The sequence below is a fragment of the Sphingomonas sp. SphC10 genome, assembly GCF_057004845.1.
Genome location: NZ_CM168044.1, coordinates 3,077,501 through 3,098,655, shown reverse-complemented (window position 1 = coordinate 3,098,655; position 21,155 = coordinate 3,077,501). Strand labels below are relative to the sequence as shown.

The following is a 21,155-nucleotide window of genomic DNA, read 5'->3' as shown; positions in this document are numbered from 1 at the left end:
TGGGGGAGCGGTGTTGACCTGTTCCGCCGCCTCCCCCAAACGCCGGAGCCATGCGCTTCTTCTCGGACAATGCCGCCCGTATCCATCCCAAGGTGATGGAGGCCATCGTCGCCGCCGACCAGATGGACGCCGCCTATGACGGCGACCGCTGGTCCAAGGCGCTGGACGGACGGCTGTCCGAGCTGTTCGGCGCGCAAGTAGAGGTGCTGTGGGTGCCCACCGGCACCGCCGCCAACTGCCTGGCGCTCGCCGCGCTGTGCCCGCCTTATGGCGGCGTGGTGTGCCACCGCGATTCGCATATTCAGAATGACGAGGGCGGCGCGCCCGAATTCTACACGCACGGCGCCAAGCTGATGCTCGCCGATGGCGAGGGCGCCAAGCTGACCCCCGACACGATCCGGTCGGTGATCGACGCCATCGCCAATGACGTCCACCGGGTCCAGCCGCATGCCGTCTCGATCACCAACGCCACCGAATATGGCCGGGTCTACAACCCCGACGAGGTCGCCGCGATCGGCGCATTGGCGAAGGAGCGGGGCCTGGGCTTCCACATGGACGGTGCGCGGTTCGCCAATGCCGTAGCCCGCCTCGGCTGCACGCCCGCCGCGCTGACCTGGCAGTCGGGGGTGGACGCGCTGTCCTTCGGCTTCGTCAAGAACGGCGCGATGAGTGCCGAGGCCTTGGTCTTCTTCAAGCCCGGCTTGGCCGACACCACCCGCCGCCGCCGCAAGCGCGCAGGCCTGCTGATGTCCAAGGGCCGCTATCTCGCCGCGCAGGTGCTCTCGATGGTCGAGAACGACCTGTGGATCGCCAACGGCGCGCTCGCCAATGCCTGTGCCGAGCGGCTGGCGGGCGCGGCGGGGGAACGGCTGGTCTATCCGGTCGAGGCGAACGAGGTCTTCCTGCGCGCCACGCCGGAGGAAGCCACCCGCCTGCGCGCGCAGGGTTTCGACTTTTACGACTGGGCGGACGGGGAAATCCGCCTCGTCACCGCCTGGGACACGGACGGCCAGCATGTCGCGCGCCTCGCCGACGCGATCGCCGCCCTGGATACGAGCATGACATGAGCGAGTTCGACACCGCCCCCCGCTCGACCCGCGCCGCCGTCCTGATCCCCTTTGCGATCGTCACGCTGATCTGGGGGTCGACCTGGCTGGTCATCCGCGACCAGATCTCGGTCGTCCCCGCCACCTGGTCGGTCAGCTATCGGTTCCTGGTCGGCGGGCTCGCCATGGGGGCCTTCGCGCTGGCCCGGCGCGAGAGTTTCCGCCTCGGCACCACCGGCCTCCTGTTCGCCGCCGGGATCGGGCTGTTCCAGTTCGTCCTGAACTTCAACTTCGTCTATCATGCCGAAGGCTACATCACCTCCGGGCTGGTCGCGGTGATCTTCGCGATGCTGCTGATCCCCAATGCGGGGTTCGCGCGCCTTTTCCTGGGACAGCGCATGGGGCGGCAACTGCTGGTCGGCTCCGCCATCGCGATGGCGGGTGCGGCGCTATTGTTCGTGCATGAGGCGCGGGTCGATCCGGCGGGACCGGCGCGCGCGCTGACCGGCATCGCGCTGACCATCGTCGCCATCCTGTCCGCCTCCACGGCAAACGTCATGCAGGCGACCAACACCGCCAAACGTTTTCCGATGCACGCGACCTTGAGCGTCGCGATGCTGATCGGATCGGCGCTGGACGCGATCATCGCCTATAGCCTGAACGGCCCGCCGGTGTTCGAGATGCGCACCGGATACGTGCTGGGCATCCTCTATCTCGGGCTGTTCGCCTCGGCGCTGGCCTTTCCGCTCTATTACCGGGTGCTGCGCGCAATCGGCCCGGCCAAGGCGGCCTATTCCAGCGTGATCGTGCCGGTCATCGCGATGAGCCTGTCGACGGTGTTCGAGGGTTATCGCTGGTCGCTGCTGGCGGGCGCGGGTGCGGCGGTGACGGCGGTCGGGCTGGTCATCGCGCTCAAGGCGCGCAGGCCCAACCGGTAATCGGGATAGCGCGGGCGCCAGTTCAGCACCCGCTTGGCCTTGCCGTTCGCCACCCGCCGGTTCTCGGCATAGAAACCCCGCGCCGCCGCCGACAGGCTCTCCAGCGGCACGAGCGGCGGCGGCGCCAGCCCCGCCAGTTCGGCGGCATAGGCGACGACCGCATCCTGATCGCACGGGAAATCGTCGGACAGGTTATAGGCCCCCGCAGGCCCGTCGAACCCGGCGATCACGCCCGATACGATGTCGGCGATATGCACCCGGCTGAACACCTGTCCGGGTAGCCCGACCCGGTGCGCGCGACCGGCACGAACCCGGTCGATCGGCGAGCGGCCGGGGCCATAGATGCCGGGCAGCCGGAACACCCGTGCACCCAGGCCCTGCCAGTCCGCATCCGCCGCCGCCCGCGCGGCACGCCGCCCCGAGCCGATGGGCGCGGTCTCGTCCACCCAGGCGCCGCCGGTATCGCCATATACGCCGGTCGAGGAGAGATAGCCGATCCACGCGTCCGACTTTGCGAGTTGCGCGCCATAGGCGAGCAGCACCGGGTCCGCCTCGTCCACGGGGGGCACGGAGGACAGGATATGCGTGGCGGCGGCGATCTGCGCCTCCACGCTTTCGCGGTCGTCGAAACGGATCGTACCACCGCGCCCGTCGCGGGTCGTCCCCATGACGGACCAGCCCCGCCCCTCCAGCAAGGCGGCCAAGTGACCGGCGGCATAGCCCATGCCGAAGACGAACAACTTACTCACCCAACCTCCGTTCGCACTGCGCGACGTCGAAGTGCACGCCCCGGACAGGCCATGGGGCGAAGGTCATCCCTTGGCCTTCGACTTCGCTCGGGCTGAATGGATGGAGGGCGGCTTGGCTGCAAGACGCCTCACCGCCCCTCACTTCGCCGCCATCGGCCCCTTGTAGAGCGTGCCGAAATAGTCCCCCTTGTTCCACACCGGCCGCTCTGGCGCGTCGGCGATCTCGCGGGCGATGGCGTAGTTGACGCTGACGAAGCGCGGTCCCTGGCTCCAGTCGATGCCCTGGTCGATCTCGTCGCCGACACGGTGATAGCGGTGGCTCATGAAATCCTCGACCGCGGCCTTGCCCGGCCCCTTCTGGCCCGGCCACAGGAAGACCGAGGGGATGCCCTTCTGCACGAAGCGGAAATGGTCGGAGCGGACGAAGATGCCTTCCTCCGGCATCGGATCGGGCGAGACGGGCAGGTCCATCGCCCCCACCGCCTTGCGCACGATCGGCCCCAGCGTCGAGCGGTCCGCCCCGAACACCACCATATCCTCGAACTTATAGGTCAGGATCGGCATGTCGAGATTGACGTCGGCGACGATCGACTTGAGCGGCACGGTCGGGTGATTGGCGAAATAGTCGGAGCCGACCAGCCCCTTTTCCTCCGCCGTCACCGCCAGGAACATCACGGTCCGCTTGGGTGCGGCGGCGGCCTTGAAGCGCTTGGCCTCCTCGATCAGGCTGGCGATGCCGATGGCGTTGTCGAGCGCGCCATTGTTGATCCGGTCTCCCTCGCCGCCCTCGTTCGTGCCGATATGATCGAGATGCGCGGACAGGACGACGACCTCGTCCTTCAGCTTCGGGTCGCTGCCGGGGATCAGGCCGATGACGTTGCTGCTGTCCATCGGCTTGAAGTCGGTCTTGGACGCGACCGTCAACTGGCCCTTGGCGGTCAGCGGCTTATAGCCGGGCTTCGGCGCGGCGGCGGCCTTCATCACTGCGTCCCAGCCCTTGCCGAACAGCTTGGCCGCGCCCGTCTGCGACAGGGTGCCCAGCACCGGGGTCGTCGGCGTCATCGCATGGGCGGTGCCGTCCGGGTTCGCCCAGGTGACGCGCGGCGCGTTGTAATAGCGGGCCAGCGAGGCGAAGGGTCGTTGCCGCCCCCCGGCGCGCGGCATGTCGATCTGGATCGCGCCGACCGCGCCGCGCGCCGCCGCCAGCGAGGCCTTGTTCGCCGCCGATCCGAAAAAGGCGCGCTCCTCGCCGCCCAGCCCCTCGGGCGTGCCGGGGACGAAGGCGACGATCTTGCCGCGCACATCGACGCCCTTGTAATCGGTCAGGCCATATTGTGCGGCATCGATGCCGTAACCGACAAAGACGACGGGCGCGCTGACGCTGGTTTCACGCTTGTCAGGCACGGGCGAGGGCACGAAGTCCTCGCCAAAGACCAGTTCCTGCGCCTGGCCGCCCGCCGGGGTCCACATGGCGCTGCCCTTGTCGGCGACATTGTACGCGACCAGCGGCACCTTCTGCAGATAGCCGCCCTGGTCGCCGCCCGGCCGCAGCCCCGCCGCATAGAATTGCGCCGCGACATATTGCGCGGCGATGTCATAGTCGCGGGTCCCCGCCTCGCGCCCGGCCATCGCGTCCGACGCCAGGAACATCACATGCGCCTTCATCGCGGCCTGATCCTCGGGCAGGGCGGCGGTGATGACGGCATTGCGTTCGGCCGGGCTGGGCTGCGCCTTCGCCTCGACCGGCGCAGTGCTAGCGGCTTGATAATGCAGGTGATCGTGATCATGCGCGATCGCGGCGGTGGACAGGAGAAGCAGCGGCAGCAGAGCCGTCGAACGCGACATGCAGGACCTTTCGGGGAAATGGTGTGGCACAGGCGTATCACGCCATCTGGGCCGATCAACCCCGGCCATGACGCACTGTCCCGGTTTTTCGTGGCCAGCCCGGTGGTCGCAGCGGGTGCGCGCGGCTATATTCCCGTCATGGACATTCAGCGCAGCGCCGCCCAGCCCAGCATCACCCCCGCCGCCATCCGGCGCGAGGATTACAGCCCCCCCGCCTGGGAGGTGCCGCAGATCGCGCTGGACTTCGCACTGGACCCCGCCGACACCCGCGTCCACGCCGCGCTGACCGTCACGCGCAGCGGCCCGCATGACGAACCCCTGCGGCTCGACGGTGCCGGGCAGACGCCGCTGTCGGTCAAGGTCGATGGCGTTGCGGTCAACGACTGGCGGATCGAAGGCGAGCAATTGGTCGTGCCGCTCACCGGCGATTCCCATGTCGTCGAGACCGAGGTGTCGATCGCGCCCGAAAGCAACACCCAGTTGATGGGTCTCTATGCCTCGGGCGGCAATCTCTGCACCCAGTGCGAGGCGGAAGGGTTTCGCCGCATCACTTGGTTCCCCGACCGGCCCGATGTGCTGAGCGTCTACCGCGTGCGGATGACGGCGGATCAGGGGCGTTACCCGGTGCTGCTCGCCAATGGTGATCCGATTGCCCAGGGCGACAATGGCGACGGCACGCATTGGGCCGAGTGGCACGATCCCTTCCCCAAGCCCTCCTATCTGTTCGCGCTGGTCGCGGGCGATCTGGCGGTCAACGCCTCGACCTTCACCACGATGAGCGGGCGCGAGGTGCGCTTAGGCATCTGGGTGCGCGCCGCCGACATCGCCAAGACCGACCATGCGCTCCACGCGCTGAAGCTGTCGATGGCGTGGGACGAGCGCGTCTATGGCCGCGAATATGATCTCGACGTGTTCAACATCGTCGCGGTCGACGATTTCAACTTCGGCGCGATGGAGAATAAGGGGCTGAACATTTTCAACAGCCGCTACATCCTGGCCGACCCCGACACCGCGACCGATTACGATTATGACGCGATCGCCGCCGTCGTCGCGCATGAATATTTCCACAACTGGTCGGGCAACCGGATCACCTGCCGCGACTGGTTCCAGCTTTCCCTGAAGGAAGGCTTCACCGTCTATCGCGACCAGTGTTTCTCCGCCGACCAAGGATCGGCGGCGGTCAAGCGGATCGAGGATGTGCGCGGCCTGCGCGCCAGCCAGTTCCCCGAGGATTCCGGCCCGCTCGCCCATCCGGTGCGCCCCGAAAGCTATATCGAGATCAGCAACTTCTACACGGCGACCATCTATAACAAGGGCGCCGAGCTGATCCGCATGATGGCGACCATGTTGGGGCCGGTGAAGTTCCGCGCCGCCACCGACCTGTATTTCCACCGCTTCGACGGCACGGCCGCCACCTGCGAGGATTTCGTCGCCTGCATGGAGGAAGCGGGCGGTGTCGACCTATCGCAATTCCGCCTCTGGTATTCCCAGGCGGGCACGCCGCGTGTCTCGGCAGGCCTGTCCCACGAACCCGGCGGGGGCCGCGCCGAGCTGCGCCTCGCCCAGCATGTTCCCGCCACGCCGGGGCAGACCATGAAGCAGCCGATGCTGCTGCCGCTTAAGGTCCGTCTGTTCGGCGCGGAAACCGGCCGCCCGCTGACCGACGAGACGCTGGTCCTGCTCGACCAGGTGGCCGAGACGATCGTGTTCGAGGCCATCACCGAGCGTCCCGTCCTGTCGATCAATCGCGGCTTTTCCGCCCCCATCGTGGTCGAGAGCGACCGCACGGCCGAGGACCTGGCCTTCCTGTCGGCGCATGACGACGACCCCTTCGCCCGGTACGAGGCGATGCAGCAGCTGATGCTCGACACGCTGGTCGCGGGCACGATCCATGGCGAGATGAAGGGCAAGGCGGTGATCGACGCCGTCACCCGCACGCTGCAGGCCGAGGGGCTGGAAACCGCCTTCCTCGCCGAGGCGGTGCTGCTGCCGTCGGAGAATTTCATCGGCGACCAGCTCGCCACGGTCGACCCGGACGCGATCCATGCCGCGCGCGAGGCGCTGCGCACGCAACTGGGCCAGGCGCTGCTGCCGACTTGGCGGCGGCTTTATGCCGAGCTGGCGCAGGGTTCTTACGTCTATTCGCCCGAGGCCAAGGGGCGGCGGCGCCTGCGCAACGTCGCGCTCGGCTATATCGCGGCCAGCGGTGCGGAAGACGCCGCTGCGCTGGCCTTCGCGCAGTTCGAGGCGGCCGACAATATGACCGACCGGCAGGCGGCGCTGACCACGCTGGTCAACTCCGACGCGCCCGAGCGCGAAGAGGCGCTGGCGCGTTTCCATGCGCGCTATGCCGGTAACGGGCTGGTCCTCGACAAATGGTTCCAGACCCAGGCACTGTCTTCCCGCAGCGACACCGGCGCGGTGGTGGAGCGGCTGGTCCGACATCCCGACTTCACGCTCGCCAACCCCAATCGGGCGCGGGCGGTGCTGGGGGCGTTCGGGGTGAACCAGCGCGCGTTCAACGCCGCCGACGGTTCGGGCTATCGCTTCCTGTCCGAGCAGTTGATCGCGCTCGACCGGCTCAACCCGCAGACCGCCGCCAAGCTGCTGCCGCCGCTCGGCCGCTGGCGCCGGTTCGACGCCAAGCGCTCGGCCCTGATGCGCGCCGAGCTGGTGCGGATCGTCGAGACGCCGGGTCTGTCGAAGGATCTGTTCGAGCAGGCGTCGAAGAGCATCGATTGATCCTCCCCGGCACGGGGAGGGGGACCGCCCGCAGGGCGGTGGAGGGGGCTTTCCTCATAGGAACGTCCTTGCGGCACTCCCCCTCCACCATGCTGCGCATGGTCCCCCTCCCCTTTCAGGGGAGGATTATTCGGCCTTCAAAAACCCTTCCATCACGATCCAGCGATAAAAGGCGTCGAACCAGCCAGTGCTGGTCGTCTTCTTCGGATACATGCCGAAGCCGTGGCCGCCCTGGCCGTAGAGATGGAACTCGACCGGCTTCTTCGCGGCCATCCACTGGTCGATCAGACCGAAGCCCTTGCCCGCGAACAGCGGATCGTCGGCGGCGATCGCGGCGAACATCGGCGGCGCGTCGGCGGGCACCGTCATCGGCTGGAGCGGGCCATAGATGTCGCCGATAAAGGCGGGCTTGGCCTGACCGTCGAGGACGGTCGCGACGGTCAGCATCGCTCCCGCCGAAAAGCCGACCATGCCGATGCGGGTCGGATCGACCTTCCACTCGCCCGCCCGCTGGCGGACCAGTGCGAAGGCGGCGCGGGAATCGGCGATCTGGGGCGCGAGGCCCTTCAACGCCTCCTCCGGGTTCGGCCGCGCGGCGGGGCGCGCTACGCTGGAGAACATCGCCGCCATCGACTTTTCGAACTCGCCCATATCGGCGGGCGTCTGGTTCAGCCGGTATTTCAGGACGAAGGCCGCAATGCCGCGATCGGCCAGCGCCTTGGCCACGTCCCAGCCTTCATTCTGCATCGACAGGGTACGGAAACCGCCGCCAGGCGCGACGATGACGGCGGCACCGGTCGCCTTGGCGGGATCGGGCAGGAAGGGGGTGAGCGTCGCCTCCGTCACGTTGCGGGCGAACACGCTGTTATACTGGCTGTGCCAGCTTTCCCTGTTCTTCGCACCCGGCAACGGTCCAGTGTTCAGCGGAATGGCGGTCGGCTGTGCGGGTATGGCGATCGGGGCCATCTTGTCGGCCTGCGCCATGGCGGGTGCCGCCACCGAGAGCGTTAGCAAAGCGGCCAGCGCATGGCCGGCCCAGCGTTTGGACTTCATATCCCCTCCTGTCCTCCGTGGGTTATGTCCCTACGGTCGGACGAGGATGGTACGCTTCGCGGCGCAGGGCGCAAGGGGTAATGTTAAGGCTAACAAGGAAGTGTGGGCTTCGACTTCGCTCAGCCTGAACGGCTTTTGGTATCCAGCCTTATTTCCCCCAACCTCCGTTCAGCCTGAGCGAAGTCGAAGGCCAAGGGGAACCCTCAGAACAACCGTCCCCCATTGGGCACAGGCGAGTCCGGCGCGATCAGCACCACCTGCCCCTCCGCATCGGGAAAGCCCAGGGTCAGCACCTCGGACATCATCGGCCCGATCTGGCGCGGCGGAAAATTGACCACCGCCGCCACCTGCCGCCCGACCAGGGTCTCCGGCGTATAATGCCGCGTGATCTGCGCCGAGGAGCGCTTCACACCGATCACATCGCCGAAATCGATGGTCAACTTGATGGCGGGCTTGCGCGCTTCGGGGAAAGGTTCGGCGGCGATGACGGTGCCGACACGGATGTCGACCGCCAGGAAATCCTCGATCCCGATGCGCTCGGAGGGCGTGGGGACGGGGGCGTCAGAAGTCGACATTGTCGTAATGCGACGGCGGGGTGACCATCTCCATCCGCTCGGACAGCAGCGGGCGGAAGGAGGGGCGGCTCTTCAGCCCGCGATACCAGCGCGCGGTCTGCTCATGCCCCTTCCAGTCGATGCCGCCCAGATAATCGGCGACCGAAATCTGCGCCGCCGCCGCCAGATCGGCGAGACTCATCGTCGCCCCGCCCAACCAGTTGCGATGGTCGAGCAGATAATCGGTATAGTCGAGATGCCCGACCGCCGCCTTCATCGCCTCGCGAAGACCCTTGGCATCGGGGCTGCCGGTGCGTGCGACGCGCTTGACCATGCGTTCGTGGAGCAAGGGGCCGGTCACGTCCTGATAGAAATGCGTGTCGAACCACGTCACCAGCCGCCGGATCTCGGCGCGGCCGACGGCGGTGCCGTTGATCATCGCCGATTTTTCGACCGTCTCCTCGAAAAACTCACTGATCGCCATCGAGTCGACCAGCAGCACGCCGCGCTCCTCGTCGACCATCACCGGGGTTTGCCCGGCGGGGTTCATGTCGAGAAACTCGTCGCGCCGCTGCCATGGCGACTCGCGCACCAACTCGTATCCGACGCCCTTCTCGCCCAGCAACAGCCGGACCTTGCGCGAAAAGGGACAGAGCGGGAATTGGTAGAGTTGCCACATGCCGCCCACTTAAGCGGGCGGGACGCACGACGCCAACCCCGATGGCGCGCTTTTCACCCTTTCCCGCGCGCAGGGCGGCGCTTTCATCATTTTCCGCGCGCAGGGCGACGCAGGCGCCGCTGCCCAAGCACGACACCGCTGATCGACAGGACCAGGCCGGCCAGCGACCAGAGCCACATCCAGCCGGTCCAGACCCAGTAATGCGCCGTCAACCAAGGCCAATCCCAGGTGTGGAGCAGCGTATAGACCCAGCGATAGGCGCGCCGCGTGCCGTCCTGCCGCTCGACGAGCGCGCCGCTGACGGGATCGATATAGAGCCAGGTCGCCGCCGCATCGTCGAACCGCAACCGCCAGAGCGGCAGTCGCGTGGCATCGGTCCAATAGAAGTTGGGTCGCGCCAGCCACTCGCGCGCCACCCGCCGTCCGCCGGGCACCAGCATCGCCGCGCGCAACGGATCGGCGGCTTGAGCGGGGGCCAGCGTCGCCTGGTCCACCCAGTGCGGATGCGGCGCGGCGCGATCGATCGCGATCCGCGCGAACCCCGCGTCCCCGCTCCACTCGACGGTGCGCGCATCCGGTGCGATCCGGGCCAGCCGATCGAGGTCGTGCGGCTGCCCCGCCCGTCCGGCATAGGCCCGCATCGCCGCCGCAGGCGCCTCGCCCCCGGCAAAGGCGTGCCCCGGATCGACCGACAGCCAGCCGCTGACGATCCAGGTCGTCAGCATCGCAGCCCCCGCCAGCCCGCTGACATGATGCCAGAGCATCCAGCCGCGATAGGGCGTCATCCGCCCGCCCCGATAGCGCCGCCGCCCCACCCGCAGTCGCAATATGCCGATCCACAGGCCGGTCAGTGCGACCGCGATGCACGGGCCCGCCACCCACATCACCGCCTGCCGCCAAGTCTCCCGGTCGCGGCGCAACACGGTCGGGTAGATCCAGTGCGGGACCGAGCCCAGCCAGTTCCAGACACGCTGCCCCCGCGTCGTCCGCTGCACCGGCTGGCCGGTAAGGCTGGAAATATAGAATTCGGTCCCCGCCGCATCGGCCAGCGCGACCTTCCACAAGGGGCGATGCCGGTCGAAGCCGTTCGCCACCGTCCATTGGTCGTCCACGATCCGCTCGACATGGCGAACCGAGCCCGCAAACCGGGTGGCGACGCGTGCGGCGAGGGCGGCATCGACGGGAGCGACCGCTCCGCCGCCCGCCGACAGGATGCGGGTGTCGCCATCGCGGCTCTCGATCCGCCAGACCGGTGCGGCGTCGCGCATCTCCAGCGTGATCCGCCGGGCATCGGGCGCCACGGGCGGTCGGCCGACCCGCGCCCAGTCGATCGGTTGCGCGCCCTTCCAACTCTCCGCCGGTTTGAGCGACGGATAGGGCACATAGAGCATCACCAGCCCGCTGGCGAACCACATGGCGAAGAACAGGCAGGTGACGATCCCGACCCAGCGATGGGTGAGGAAGGCGAGCCGCAAGCCCGCCTTCCCCCAGGACCGGTCAGAACCCGGCACGGACGCCGATGTCCAGCGCGCGCGGGCGACCCAATATCCATTGCTGGTCGCCATACGCCGTCACCGCATAGGGTTTGTCGAACAGGTTATAGACACGGACATCGACCGCCAGATGCGGCGTCAGCGCATAGGACAAGGTCGTGTCCACCGTCGCATAGCCGGGGATGCGGAACGCCTCGCCATTGTCGGAAAAGCGACGCCCGACATAACGCAGCCCGGCGCGCGCCTGCAGCTTCGCCGAGGCATCCCAGCGCAGCCAGAGATTGGCCAGCACCTCGGGCACGTTCGGCGGGGTGCGGCCGCTATAATCCACGCCGCCGGAGCGGAAATCGTCGAACCGCGCATCCAGTAGCGTGCCGTTTGCGTCGATCCCGAAGCCCTGCGGCAGATCGAGCGTCACCGCCGCCTCGACGCCCTGCGACGATCGCTGCCCGACCTGCTCGACGGGGCTCGCCAGCGTGCGCTGGGCGAGAAGCCCGGTCTTGACGATTCGATAGGCCGCCAGCGTGGCGGTGCCATGGCCGTTCGCGAACAGCCACTTGGCCCCCGCCTCGACCTGATTTCCGCGCGCGTTGCTATACTGCACCTGCCCGGTCGATACGGTGGTCAGCGTGCCCAGCGGATCGACGCCCGTAGCATATTGCGCATAGAGCGACAGGGTCGGCACCGGTTGATAGACCAGCCCCGCGCGCCATGTCGCGTTGCGGAACGTCTTTTCCAGCACGAAGCGATCCGGCATGGCGACGGTCCAACGACGGACATTGTCCACCTCGTAACGGACGCCGCCGACCACCGACCATTTCGGGCCGAGCGTCACCCGATCTTCGGCAAACACCGCCAGCGCGGTGGTGCGGGTGCGGTAGCGCGGGGCGATTCCCTGCGTATCGAGGAAACGGCCGGGATCGAAGGCGAAGGGATCGACCGCATCGACCTGCTCGACCGAGCCGAAGTCGTTCTCATGGGTGAAGCGGACCAGATTGGCGTCCACCCCGACGACCAGCGCGTTGGCGATGCCCGGCGCGAGTCCCGTGCGCCACGTCACGCTGGCTTGATCGCCCCATTGGGTCAGGTCGTGGCGGATGCCGTAATTGCTGCTCCGCCGGATCGTGGCCGGAATGCCCGTCGATCCGTCCGCGCACGCGCCGCTCGCAACGACCCAGCAATAATTCTCCAGGTTGCGCCAGAAACGGTCGCTGGTCAGGACATAGGCGATGTTGGACAAACTGACCGCATTGCTCGGCGTCCAGTCGACCCGGATCGAGGCGCGGTCGTCGCGGAACCGCATCCGCCCGTCGCCGACATTATAGTTGCGGTCCCGCACCCGAAGGTCGAGCCGCCCGTCGATCAGCGGGGTGCCGAAATAGGTCATGGGCCGCTGGTCGCCATGATCGCCGCGCACCGTCACCGCCAGTTCGGAGGACGGCGTCCAGCGCAGCGTCCCCGACAGCGCGACACTGTCCGAACGCCCCCGATCGACATAACCGTCCGACCGGCGATAGCTGGCATCCACGCGGTAGCCGAGGGTCGGGGTCAGCGGCCCGCCCTGCCCGGCGGCGGCGCGGAAACTGTCCTGCCCGCCATAGCCGATCTCGGCCTGGCCATGGGTCTGCGCACTGGGCGCGCGCATCACGGCATTGACCGCGCCGCCCAGTGCGCCCTGCCCGTAAAGGACCGAGGCAGGGCCGCCCAGTACGTCGATCCGCTCGACCATCCAGGGATCGGTCGGAAAGGTGATCGTCCCCGCCGCCGGGAACAACCGCACGCCGTCGACCAGTTGCAGCACCGATCCCTGCCCCGAAAAGCCGCGCGCGGCCAGCGCGGTGCCGCCATTGCCCGGATTGGCGACGCTCGACAGGCCGGGCGCACGCGTCTCCGCCTCGACGATCGACACATCGCCGCGCGCGCGGATCGTACCGCCATCGAGCGAGGCGATGCTGGCGGGCGTCTCCAGCGGTGTCAGGCCCAGGCGACTGCCGGTGGCATTGGGTGTGTCGAGCGCCTGTTTCTCCCGCGTGCCGATCACCAGCACGGTGGCGTCGCCCCCCTGCTCCTCGGCCTTTTGCGCCCCTGCCTGCGCCGCCCCCAGCAGAAGCGCCGCGCCACCCCACAGGACCATAGGGACCTGTCTGAATCTGTTACGATATATCATTTCAAAGCCCATAGCGTCTTGTCGCGAACAAGCCGAGGCCTTGCCGCCCGATTTCGGGCAGCCAGGTGCCCTGCGTGCGGCACGCCGTTTTCCGCATTCCACAGGGCCACCCATGCGCCTCCGCCACTTATGGCGTCGCTCGTCGGAACAGACCTAGCCTCGACCATCCCCTGGACCGGGCATGAGCGACCTGACGCCGGCAGGTCTCCTGGCTCACGGGTCGTCGCGGACGGATGCGCCTTCCCAGGTTGCCCCAGTGGCTGGATCGCGCCCATGGCCGATCCGTGCATCGCCGCTCACCGCTTACAGTTGCAGGGACAGCCGCGGATTTAGGGCCTGCGCCCCTCACCGTGTTCCCTTTTAATCTCCCTTGTCGGGAGAACCGGCGCGATCATATCGCCGGATCATTCCGGCCCCGTATCGCTACGCGGCGGCGATGGAGGGCGTCAAGCGGGATGAGGTCGCGGCGTCCTTGCGCTATGGCGGCGGCATGGCACGCAGGAACCGTTATCTGATCGCGACGATGCCCGATGGCTATGTGAAGACGATCGGCCCGACATCGCAGCCCTTCACCCATTATTGGCGGATCGTCGCCGATCTGGGCGGGGGCAGGACAGAAGTCTTCTGGGGCCATGCCAAGTCGCGCAAGGCGGCGATGGCGAACGATGCCGCCATGGCGGAAGCGGTGCGACAGCGCGGCTGGGTCGGGTATCGCTTCGAGGTCGTCGAACTGGTCGAGGCGGATGCGCCGCCTGAAACCATGAAGAAATCCTCGCCTGGTAGGGGAGGTGGCAGGGCGAAGCCCTGACGGAGGGAGGTCGCCCTCTCGAGAGCAGGACACCCCTCCACCATCCTGCGGATGGTCCTCCCCCCTGCAGGGGAGGAATGATCAGAATTTACTTCTTGGGCTTGTCCTGGCCCGAGGCGTCGGACACCGCCGCACCGGCCGAACGCAGGTCGCGGCCCGCGCCGTTCACGGTGTTGCAGGCCGACAGGGTCAGGACGGCGAACAGGGTAGCACCCAGAGCGATCTTCTTGGTCATGACGATCTCCTCGAAAAGGGGATGCGGCGGGCCCGGTACGCCGGCCCGCCGCGGGTACTCAGCGCAGACGACGGCGGCTGGCCGCCGTTGCGCCAAAGGCGGAGGCACCGGCGCCGACTAGCAGCGCGAGCACCAGGAGGAACGAGGTCTTGGCACCGGCCCCGGCGGCGGCATCGGCGGCCTGCTTGGCCTTGGCGACCGCTTCGTTCTTGGTCTGAACGAAGTCGGCCTCGGCCTGACTCACCTGGGCGCGCCGCGCGGCCGCGACCGACCGATCGGTGGCGTCGCCGATCCGCTCGCGCGCTTCCTCAATCAGGCTGGGGGTGGCATCCGCCACCTCGCCCGCGACAGACTGGGCACGACCGAAAAGATGCTCCGCGCTGCCCGCAACCTGATCGGTGACGCCCGCCACCTTCCAGTCGCGGCTGTCGACCGCATCGCCGATCGTCTTTTCCAGCTTGCCACCGAAATGGCGCGCATTGCCGTGCAGTGCATGCGTGCTCATCATTCGTTTCCGAAAATGCAAGGAAAGGGCGTCAGGGAGCCACGCCGCAGGTGGCGGCGGCCTTGCCGACTTCCAGTGCGATCTTCGGGTCCTTGATCTCGCCCGCGACCCGGATCAGATCGCCTGCGGTCAGCTGGCCGGGATTGGGATCGTCACGGCGATAGGCCGCGGCGGCATTACCAAGCTGTTGCAACTGCCCCAGCGACAGGTTGCGCTCCAGCCGCTGGCCGACACAGGTCGAACGTTGGCTGTCCAGGCCATAGCGCTCCAGCCCGGTGGCGATCCGCGTCGAGGGCGGGGTGCACGCCACCGCGACGAGCGCGATGCCGATACTTGCGAGGATTTTGGCCACCCGGTTGCTCCCATGCGACCGGCGGCGAAATGCGACCGATCTGGCCGGGTACAACTTATGATAAGTTAAGCCGTTCCTGGTATTTTTGCAGGAATGGTTGGTAGTCTTGGACCAGTTTCGAGCCGCTGGCGGGCATATGCGCCGGGATGCCTGCACCATCACGCCATTGATGAACGTGGCGGCACCGCAAAGGATTTCATCGACAAGCCTCTGTCTTGACGACGTTTTTTGCCAAACCGCCTTGTGTGATCCGGCCATAAACGGCACCTTCCCCTCTCCGACATGGTCGAAATGAACCAACGGATGACGAGGGAGGATGATCGATGAAGCTCCTGTTGGCGGCTGCCTTAACGGTGACGATGGCCGCGTCCATGGCCCCTGCTCAGACCACGCCTCAAACCGCCCCACCGGCGGTAATCGAGGATTTTCGCCCCTCCTCGCTCAACCAGCCTGGCCAGTCTTATCCGCAGGTCAATTCGCAGGGCTATGCCCGTTTCCGCATCACCGCCCCCGATGCCAAGGCGGTGAAGGTCAGCCTGGGGTTGGGCGGACGCGGCGGCACCGTCCTGACCAAAGCCCCCGACGGCAGTTGGACGGGAACGTCGGAAGGCCCGCTCGACGAGGGATTTCATTATTACCATCTGACGGTCGATGGCGGCACCTTCAACGATCCGGGGACGCTGAACTTCTATGGCTCGACCCGCTGGGAAAGCGGCATCGAGATCCCGGCGCATGACGCGGATTTCTATGCGCTGAAGGATGTGCCGCATGGCCGGGTCGAACAAATTCTGTTCCCGTCGCCCAGCACCGGCACGCCGCGACGTGCTTTCGTCTACACCCCGCCCGGCTATGACCGGAACACGCGCGATCGCTATCCGGTGCTGTATCTCCAGCATGGTTGGGGCGAGGATGAAACCGCTTGGTCCAATCAGGGCCATGCCAACCTCATCATGGACAATCTGATCGCGGCCGGAAAGACGCGGCCGTTCCTGATCGTCATGACCTATGGCATGACCAACACCATTCGCCCCGGCGCGCCCGGCGGTCTGGCGAGTTTCGACATCCGCCCCTTCCAGACCGTGCTGCTGGACGAGTTGATCCCCTATGTCGACGGGCATTACCGCACCCTGTCCGACCAGCGCCACCGCGCCATGGCCGGGCTCTCGATGGGCGGCTTCGAGACGAAGCTGATCGCGCCCAGGCATCTCGACCGTTTCGCCTATATCGGTCTGCTCAGCGGCGGCACCATGTCGCCGGAGGATGTGAAGGCCACGCCGGGCTATCACGACAAGGTGAAACTCACCTTTGTCAGCTTCGGCAGCCGCGAATTGGAGGGAGGGCGCAGCGGCCCGCCCGGTGGCCCAGGCAGCGACCCCCGCGCCAATGCCGCCGCGCTGACGGCAGCCGGGATCAGGAATGTCTTCTACGTCTCGGAGGGCACGGGCCACGAGTTCCAGACGTGGCGGCGCAGTCTGCAGGCGATGGCACCGCTGCTGTTCCGGGATTGAGGTGATGGGACGGCGGTCATACGGACCGCCGCCCCTTTCGGATCGTCAGTTCCGCAGGCTGTCGGGCACGATCCCGCCATTTTCGGCGAGCTTGGCCATCACCGCCTTGTGAAGCGCAATATTCTGCTCGGCCGAACCGTCCTCGGCGGCATGCACGCCCAGTTCGTTGGCCAGTTCCTTGCGTGCCGACAGGCTCGAATCCAGGTCGAGCAGTTTCAGCAGATCGACGATCGAGCTCTGATAATTGCCCCCGCCGTCCTTCATCGACGCCATTTCCGACAGGACCGCACCGACATCGACATTCTGCGGTGCCGGGGTCGGGGCCGCGACGGGGGCCGGAGTCGGTGCGGGTGCAGCGGCCGGTGCGGGTTGTGCCTGGACCGGGGCAGGTGACGGTGCAGGCGCGGCTTCGGCCTTGCTGCCATGGTGGAATATCTTGTTCAGGATATTGCCGAAAATGCTCATCGGGTGGTTCCTTCGCTGATCGGATGCGACGATGCCCGCTCTAACGACGGAAGCGCCTTGCGGGTCCGCTCCTTCAACGAGATGGCCTCTGCGGGAACGTCATCGCCCGACAGACGCTTAGACAGCATCTGTCGTCATTTCAGGGGTTTGCCATGACCATTCGTTCGACCTTCATTGCGACCACCGCCTTACTTGCACTGGCGGCCTGTGGCCAGAAGCAGGACAATTCGTCGACCTACACGACGAATAGCGCCGATACGTATAACCAAGCGGATGCGTCCGCCCCCGCCCCGGTACAAACCCCTGCCACAAGTGCGGCGCAGAGCTTCGTGAACACCGCCGCGGCCAGCGACGCCTTCGAGATCGAGACGTCCAGGCTCGCGCTCACCAATGGCGCTTCGGCCTCGGTGAAGTCCTATGCCCAGAAGATGATCGACGCCCATACCGGCTCGACCGCCAAGCTGAAGACGCTGACCAGCGGGATGAACCCGGCGATGACGCCCGATGCGACGCTGAACGCGCAGCAGCAGGCGACGCTGGACCAGTTGAAGTCGCTGAACGGCAAGGCCTTTGACGCGGCGTATATCGCTGCGCAGACGTCTGGGCATCAGCAGACGCTGGATGCGCTGAGGGGGTATGCGACGACGGGCGACGTGCCGGCGCTGAAGAGCTTTGCGAGCGAGTTGGTCCCGACGGTGACGGCGCATCTGAACATGGCGAAGGGCTTGAAGGCTTAAGCCCGTTCAGGCGACCGCTTGATCGAGCAGCGGATGGGCCGGAGGGAGAGACGTGGCAATGGTCATGTCCCTCCCTTTTCACATGGACGAGGAGAGGCGCAGCGACGCGCATAGGCGTCGCCATCCGGCGCGAGGGTCTTGGGGCATGGTTCTGCCCGACCGGCGATATTTCCCCTTGCCTCCATTCAGCCTGAGCGAAGTCGAAGGCCATAGGGACGGGGTTGTTGCGGGGCGTTGAGATACGCCGGACGCCATGCTGGTGCTGCTATGGTTCACGGGCAAGCAGCGGGTGCGATGTCGGTGGCGTATGCGATAAACGACAACGCCGCCCGTGAGGGCGGCGTGTCGAGTTCTATAGCGGTGGTTGCGGGGGCAGGATTTGAACCTGCGGCCTTCAGGTTATGAGCCTGACGAGCTACCGGGCTGCTCCACCCCGCGACGCTGTGGAAGGTGGTGAGACAAGTGAATGGGTTTTTGTATTCGCGGGCTGTAATGCCTGGCGACGCCCTACTCTTCCACTGCTTGAGCAGTAGTACCATTGGCGCAGTCGGGTTTCACGGCCGAGTTCGGGATGGGATCGGGTGGGACACCGACGCTATGGCCACCAGGCAATAGAGTCCGCGAATACTGACCCTCGAGGGTTGGCTCGAGGGTGATGGGTATAAAATCGATGCTGTGCACTGGCTTGTATGATGACCGCACCCTGCCATCTAGCCCAGGGCTGATGGTGGGGGTGTGGAGCTCTCAAGCGCGAATAGGACAATTAGTATCGGTTAGCTCCATGCGTTACCGCACTTCCACATCCGATCTATCGAGGTCGTGGTCTTCGACCGTCCTGAGAAATCTTATCTTGAGGGAGGCTTCCCGCTTAGATGCTTTCAGCGGTTATCCCGTCCGTACATAGCTACCCTGCTGCGCCGTTGGCACGACGACAGGTACACCAGAGGTACGTTCAACCCGGTCCTCTCGTACTAGGGTCAACTCCTCTCAAATTTCGACGCCCACGGCAGATAGGGACCAAACTGTCTCGCGACGTTCTGAACCCAGCTCACGTACCACTTTAATTGGCGAACAGCCAAACCCTTGGGACCTGCTCCAGCCCCAGGATGTGATGAGCCGACATCGAGGTGCCAAACAACCCCGTCGATATGAGCTCTTGGGGGTTATCAGCCTGTTATCCCCGGCGTACCTTTTATCCGTTGAGCGATGGCCCTTCCACGAGGGACCACCGGATCACTATGACCGACTTTCGTCTCTGCTCGACTTGTCAGTCTCGCAGTCAGGCTGGCTTATGCCATTGCACTCTAACAGCCGGTTTCCAACCGGCCTGAGCCAACCTTCGCGCGCCTCCGTTACTCTTTAGGAGGCGACCGCCCCAGTCAAACTACCCGCCACAGAGGGTCCCTGTACCGGTTTCACGGTACGAGGTTAGACATTAAACAACAACAGGGTGGTATTTCACCTATGGCTCCACATCGGCTGGCGCCAATGCTTCAAAGCCTCCCACCTATGCTACACAGTTCTTGTCCAATGCCACTCTGAAGCTGCAGTAAAGGTGCACGGGGTCTTTCCGTCTAACCGCGGGTACTCCGCATCTTCACGGAGAATTCAATTTCGCTGAGCATGTCCTGGAGACAGTGGGGAAGTCGTTACGCCATTCGTGCAGGTCGGAACTTACCCGACAAGGAATTTCGCTACCTTAGGACCGTTATAGTTACGGCCGCCGTTTACCTGGGCTTCATTTCAGAGCTTGCACTCCTCCACTTAACCTTCAGGCACCGGGCAGGCGTCAGGCCCTATACGTCGTCTTGAAGCCGACTTAGCAGAGCCCTGTGTTTTTGCTAAACAGTCGCTACCCCCTGGCCTGTGCCCCCCATGAGAGCTTGCGCTTACATGGGGCCTCCTTCTTCCGAAGGTACGGAGGCAATTTGCCGAGTTCCTTCAGGACACTTCTCTCAAGCGCCTTGGTATACTCTACCTGACCACCTGTGTCGGTTTCGGGTACGGTCTATACGGTGGGGCTATTTCCCGGGACAGTTTCGAAGCCTGACCAATCCGATAAGGTCAGACAACACACACCATCCGTCACACACCACCAGGCCCACGAATATTAACGTGGTTCCCATCGACTACCCCCTTCGGGCTCGTCTTAGGGGCCGGCTCACCCTGCGCGGATTAGCCTTGCGCAGGAACCCTTGGTCTTTCGGCGAGAGGGCATCTCACCCTCTTTATCGCTACTCATGTCTGCATTCGCACTTCCGATACCTCCACGACCCATTACCAGATCGCTTCGCAGGCTTACGGAACGCTCCGCTACCGCGTACACGAAAGTGTACACCCTAAGCTTCGGTGCGTGTCTTGAGCCCCGTTACATCTTCGCCGCAGAAACCCTTGTTTAGACCAGTGAGCTGTTACGCTTTCTTTAAAGGATGGCTGCTTCTAAGCCAACCTCCTGGTTGTTTTGGGATTTCCACATGCTTTCCCACTTAGACACGACTTGGGGACCTTAGCTGTAGGTCAGGGCTGTTTCCCTTTTGACGACGGACCTTAGCACCCGCCGTCTGTCTCCCGAGTATCACTCATAGGTATTCGGAGTTTGGTTAGTATTGGTAGATCTCGCGACCCCCGCAACCATCCAGTGCTCTACCCCCTATGGTGTCCGCTCGAGGCACTACCTCAATAGTTTTCGCGGAGAACCAGCTATTTCCCGGCTTGATTGGCCTTTCACCCCTAAGCACAACTCATCCGGTAACTTTTCAACGTTAATCGGTTCGGACCTCCAGTGCGTGTTACCGCACCTTCATCCTGGTCATGCATAGATCGCCGGGTTTCGGGTCTAATACTTCAAACTAAGTCGCCCTATTCAGACTCGCTTTCGCTGCGCCTACACCTATCGGCTTAAGCTTGCTTGAAACATTAAGTCACAGACCCATTATGCAAGAGGTACGCAGTCACCCCATAAAGAGGCTCCTACTGCTTGTAGGCAATCCGTTTCAGGTACTGTTTCACTCCCCTCATCGGGGTGCTTTTCACCTTTCCCTCACGGTACTAGTTCGCTATCGGTCATGTACGAGTATTTAGGCTTGGAGGGTGGTCCCCCCATGTTCAGACAGGATTACACGTGTCCCGCCCTACTCGAGTCCTGATACATCACTTTCGCATACGGGACTGTCACCCGCTATGGTGCTACTTTCCAGAAGCTTCTGCTAGTTGAATATCAGGCACTGGCCTGGTCCGCGTTCGCTCGCCACTACTAACGGAATCTCGGTTGATGTCTTT

At 65.2% G+C, this 21,155-nt stretch carries 17 protein-coding genes, 1 tRNA gene, 2 rRNA genes and 1 riboswitch (1 of these 21 cut by a window edge); of the genes, 6 read left to right on the top strand and 14 right to left on the bottom strand.

All coding sequences use genetic code 11. The features are described 5' to 3' along the window. Positions 1-50: 50 nt before the first annotated feature. Entirely contained in the window at positions 51-1,067 is a 1,017-nt protein-coding gene (locus tag ACWKSV_RS14240; RefSeq protein ID WP_076714516.1) for a threonine aldolase family protein, read from the top strand. Then, entirely contained in the window at positions 1,064-1,984 is a 921-nt protein-coding gene (locus tag ACWKSV_RS14235) for a DMT family transporter (RefSeq protein WP_076714514.1), read from the top strand. The genes ACWKSV_RS14240 and ACWKSV_RS14235 overlap by 4 nt, the downstream gene beginning before the upstream one ends. On the opposite strand, the gene ACWKSV_RS14230 is transcribed toward ACWKSV_RS14235, so the two are convergent. Both ACWKSV_RS14230 and ACWKSV_RS14225 read right to left on the bottom strand, forming a co-directional pair. After that, complete coding sequence (locus ACWKSV_RS14230; RefSeq protein ID WP_237243496.1) at positions 1,894-2,733, bottom strand: Rossmann-fold NAD(P)-binding domain-containing protein; 840 nt, start codon at positions 2,731-2,733, stop codon at positions 1,894-1,896. The genes ACWKSV_RS14235 and ACWKSV_RS14230 overlap by 91 nt on opposite strands. Positions 2,734-2,871: 138 nt before the next feature. After that, complete coding sequence (locus ACWKSV_RS14225) at positions 2,872-4,578, bottom strand: M28 family metallopeptidase (protein WP_083706526.1); 1,707 nt, start codon at positions 4,576-4,578, stop codon at positions 2,872-2,874. Between the two features lie 138 nt (positions 4,579-4,716). Here ACWKSV_RS14225 and pepN point away from each other — a divergent pair, with 138 nt between their 5' ends. Further along, positions 4,717-7,320, top strand: a complete 2,604-nt coding sequence (gene pepN / locus ACWKSV_RS14220; RefSeq protein WP_191864818.1) for an aminopeptidase N — start codon at positions 4,717-4,719, stop codon at positions 7,318-7,320. 126 nt (positions 7,321-7,446) lie between these two features. On the opposite strand, the gene ACWKSV_RS14215 is transcribed toward pepN, so the two are convergent. The 5 genes from ACWKSV_RS14215 to ACWKSV_RS14195 form a co-directional block, all read right to left on the bottom strand. After that, entirely contained in the window at positions 7,447-8,373 is a 927-nt protein-coding gene (locus ACWKSV_RS14215; RefSeq protein ID WP_076714512.1) for an alpha/beta hydrolase, read from the bottom strand. 203 nt (positions 8,374-8,576) lie between these two features. Further along, positions 8,577-8,948 carry a tRNA-binding protein gene (locus ACWKSV_RS14210; RefSeq protein ID WP_076714510.1) on the bottom strand — a complete coding sequence of 124 codons (372 nt, stop codon included), beginning with the start codon at positions 8,946-8,948 and terminating at the stop codon, positions 8,577-8,579. Beyond that, positions 8,935-9,606: a glutathione S-transferase family protein gene (locus ACWKSV_RS14205; RefSeq protein ID WP_007405605.1), complete on the bottom strand. Its 672-nt coding sequence runs from the start codon at positions 9,604-9,606 to the stop codon at positions 8,935-8,937. Before ACWKSV_RS14205 ends, ACWKSV_RS14210 begins: the two co-directional genes overlap by 14 nt. 86 nt (positions 9,607-9,692) lie before the next feature. Next, positions 9,693-11,171 carry a PepSY domain-containing protein gene (locus tag ACWKSV_RS14200; protein WP_083706525.1) on the bottom strand — a complete coding sequence of 493 codons (1,479 nt, stop codon included), beginning with the start codon at positions 11,169-11,171 and terminating at the stop codon, positions 9,693-9,695. Then, positions 11,104-13,233, bottom strand: a complete 2,130-nt coding sequence (locus ACWKSV_RS14195; protein WP_237243494.1) for a TonB-dependent receptor — start codon at positions 13,231-13,233, stop codon at positions 11,104-11,106. The genes ACWKSV_RS14200 and ACWKSV_RS14195 overlap by 68 nt, the downstream gene beginning before the upstream one ends. Positions 13,234-13,447: 214 nt before the next feature. Continuing rightward, positions 13,448-13,668: riboswitch (cobalamin riboswitch) on the bottom strand. Between the two features lie 88 nt (positions 13,669-13,756). On the opposite strand from ACWKSV_RS14195, the gene ACWKSV_RS14190 reads away from it, so the two are divergent. Next, positions 13,757-14,074 carry a hypothetical protein gene (locus ACWKSV_RS14190; protein ID WP_076717815.1) on the top strand — a complete coding sequence of 106 codons (318 nt, stop codon included), beginning with the start codon at positions 13,757-13,759 and terminating at the stop codon, positions 14,072-14,074. 88 nt (positions 14,075-14,162) lie between these two features. On the opposite strand, the gene ACWKSV_RS14185 is transcribed toward ACWKSV_RS14190, so the two are convergent. The 3 genes from ACWKSV_RS14185 to ACWKSV_RS14175 are packed head-to-tail and all read right to left on the bottom strand — an operon-like array spanning position 14,163 to position 15,166. Then, complete coding sequence (locus tag ACWKSV_RS14185; RefSeq protein ID WP_076714508.1) at positions 14,163-14,309, bottom strand: entericidin A/B family lipoprotein; 147 nt, start codon at positions 14,307-14,309, stop codon at positions 14,163-14,165. Between the two features lie 58 nt (positions 14,310-14,367). Next, a complete protein-coding gene (locus ACWKSV_RS14180; RefSeq protein ID WP_076714506.1) occupies positions 14,368-14,817 on the bottom strand; it encodes a CsbD family protein in 450 nt (149 codons plus the stop codon). Positions 14,818-14,845: 28 nt separating this feature from the next. Next, positions 14,846-15,166, bottom strand: coding sequence for a hypothetical protein (locus ACWKSV_RS14175; protein ID WP_042487616.1), 321 nt, complete (start codon positions 15,164-15,166; stop codon positions 14,846-14,848). A 323-nt stretch (positions 15,167-15,489) separates the two neighbouring features. On the opposite strand from ACWKSV_RS14175, the gene ACWKSV_RS14170 reads away from it, so the two are divergent. Further along, positions 15,490-16,674, top strand: coding sequence for an alpha/beta hydrolase-fold protein (locus tag ACWKSV_RS14170; protein WP_191864816.1), 1,185 nt, complete (start codon positions 15,490-15,492; stop codon positions 16,672-16,674). Between the two features lie 45 nt (positions 16,675-16,719). Here the strand turns inward: ACWKSV_RS14170 and ACWKSV_RS14165 are convergent, their stop codons facing one another. Beyond that, positions 16,720-17,139 (bottom strand): DUF3597 family protein, encoded by a 420-nt coding sequence (locus ACWKSV_RS14165; RefSeq protein WP_076714502.1) that lies wholly within the window; start codon positions 17,137-17,139, stop codon positions 16,720-16,722. Between the two features lie 152 nt (positions 17,140-17,291). Here ACWKSV_RS14165 and ACWKSV_RS14160 point away from each other — a divergent pair, with 152 nt between their 5' ends. Next, positions 17,292-17,876 carry a DUF4142 domain-containing protein gene (locus ACWKSV_RS14160; protein ID WP_076714500.1) on the top strand — a complete coding sequence of 195 codons (585 nt, stop codon included), beginning with the start codon at positions 17,292-17,294 and terminating at the stop codon, positions 17,874-17,876. 361 nt (positions 17,877-18,237) lie between these two features. On the opposite strand, the gene ACWKSV_RS14155 is transcribed toward ACWKSV_RS14160, so the two are convergent. The 3 genes from ACWKSV_RS14155 to ACWKSV_RS14145 form a co-directional block, all read right to left on the bottom strand. After that, positions 18,238-18,314: transfer RNA gene (locus ACWKSV_RS14155), tRNA-Met, on the bottom strand. 56 nt (positions 18,315-18,370) lie between these two features. After that, positions 18,371-18,485 (bottom strand): 5S ribosomal RNA (rrf, locus tag ACWKSV_RS14150). Positions 18,486-18,619: 134 nt separating this feature from the next. After that, positions 18,620-21,155: ribosomal RNA gene (locus tag ACWKSV_RS14145) — 23S ribosomal RNA — on the bottom strand; it runs 260 nt beyond the window's last position.

What these genes read in the sequence shown, in the direction of transcription:
- ACWKSV_RS14240 (WP_076714516.1), top strand. Translation starts at nt 51, where the DNA reads ATGCGCTTCTTCTCGGACAATGCCGCCCGTATCCATCCCAAGGTGATG.
- ACWKSV_RS14235 (WP_076714514.1), top strand. Translation starts at nt 1,064, where the DNA reads ATGAGCGAGTTCGACACCGCCCCCCGCTCGACCCGCGCCGCCGTCCTG.
- ACWKSV_RS14225 (WP_083706526.1), bottom strand. Translation starts at nt 4,578, where the DNA reads ATGTCGCGTTCGACGGCTCTGCTGCCGCTGCTTCTCCTGTCCACCGCC.
- pepN (WP_191864818.1), top strand. Translation starts at nt 4,717, where the DNA reads ATGGACATTCAGCGCAGCGCCGCCCAGCCCAGCATCACCCCCGCCGCC.
- ACWKSV_RS14215 (WP_076714512.1), bottom strand. Translation starts at nt 8,373, where the DNA reads ATGAAGTCCAAACGCTGGGCCGGCCATGCGCTGGCCGCTTTGCTAACG.
- ACWKSV_RS14210 (WP_076714510.1), bottom strand. Translation starts at nt 8,948, where the DNA reads ATGTCGACTTCTGACGCCCCCGTCCCCACGCCCTCCGAGCGCATCGGG.
- ACWKSV_RS14205 (WP_007405605.1), bottom strand. Translation starts at nt 9,606, where the DNA reads ATGTGGCAACTCTACCAATTCCCGCTCTGTCCCTTTTCGCGCAAGGTC.
- ACWKSV_RS14200 (WP_083706525.1), bottom strand. Translation starts at nt 11,171, where the DNA reads ATGGCGACCAGCAATGGATATTGGGTCGCCCGCGCGCGCTGGACATCG.
- ACWKSV_RS14195 (WP_237243494.1), bottom strand. Translation starts at nt 13,233, where the DNA reads ATGGTCCTGTGGGGTGGCGCGGCGCTTCTGCTGGGGGCGGCGCAGGCA.
- ACWKSV_RS14190 (WP_076717815.1), top strand. Translation starts at nt 13,757, where the DNA reads ATGGCACGCAGGAACCGTTATCTGATCGCGACGATGCCCGATGGCTAT.
- ACWKSV_RS14185 (WP_076714508.1), bottom strand. Translation starts at nt 14,309, where the DNA reads ATGACCAAGAAGATCGCTCTGGGTGCTACCCTGTTCGCCGTCCTGACC.
- ACWKSV_RS14180 (WP_076714506.1), bottom strand. Translation starts at nt 14,817, where the DNA reads ATGATGAGCACGCATGCACTGCACGGCAATGCGCGCCATTTCGGTGGC.
- ACWKSV_RS14170 (WP_191864816.1), top strand. Translation starts at nt 15,490, where the DNA reads ATGAAGCTCCTGTTGGCGGCTGCCTTAACGGTGACGATGGCCGCGTCC.
- ACWKSV_RS14165 (WP_076714502.1), bottom strand. Translation starts at nt 17,139, where the DNA reads ATGAGCATTTTCGGCAATATCCTGAACAAGATATTCCACCATGGCAGC.
- ACWKSV_RS14160 (WP_076714500.1), top strand. Translation starts at nt 17,292, where the DNA reads ATGACCATTCGTTCGACCTTCATTGCGACCACCGCCTTACTTGCACTG.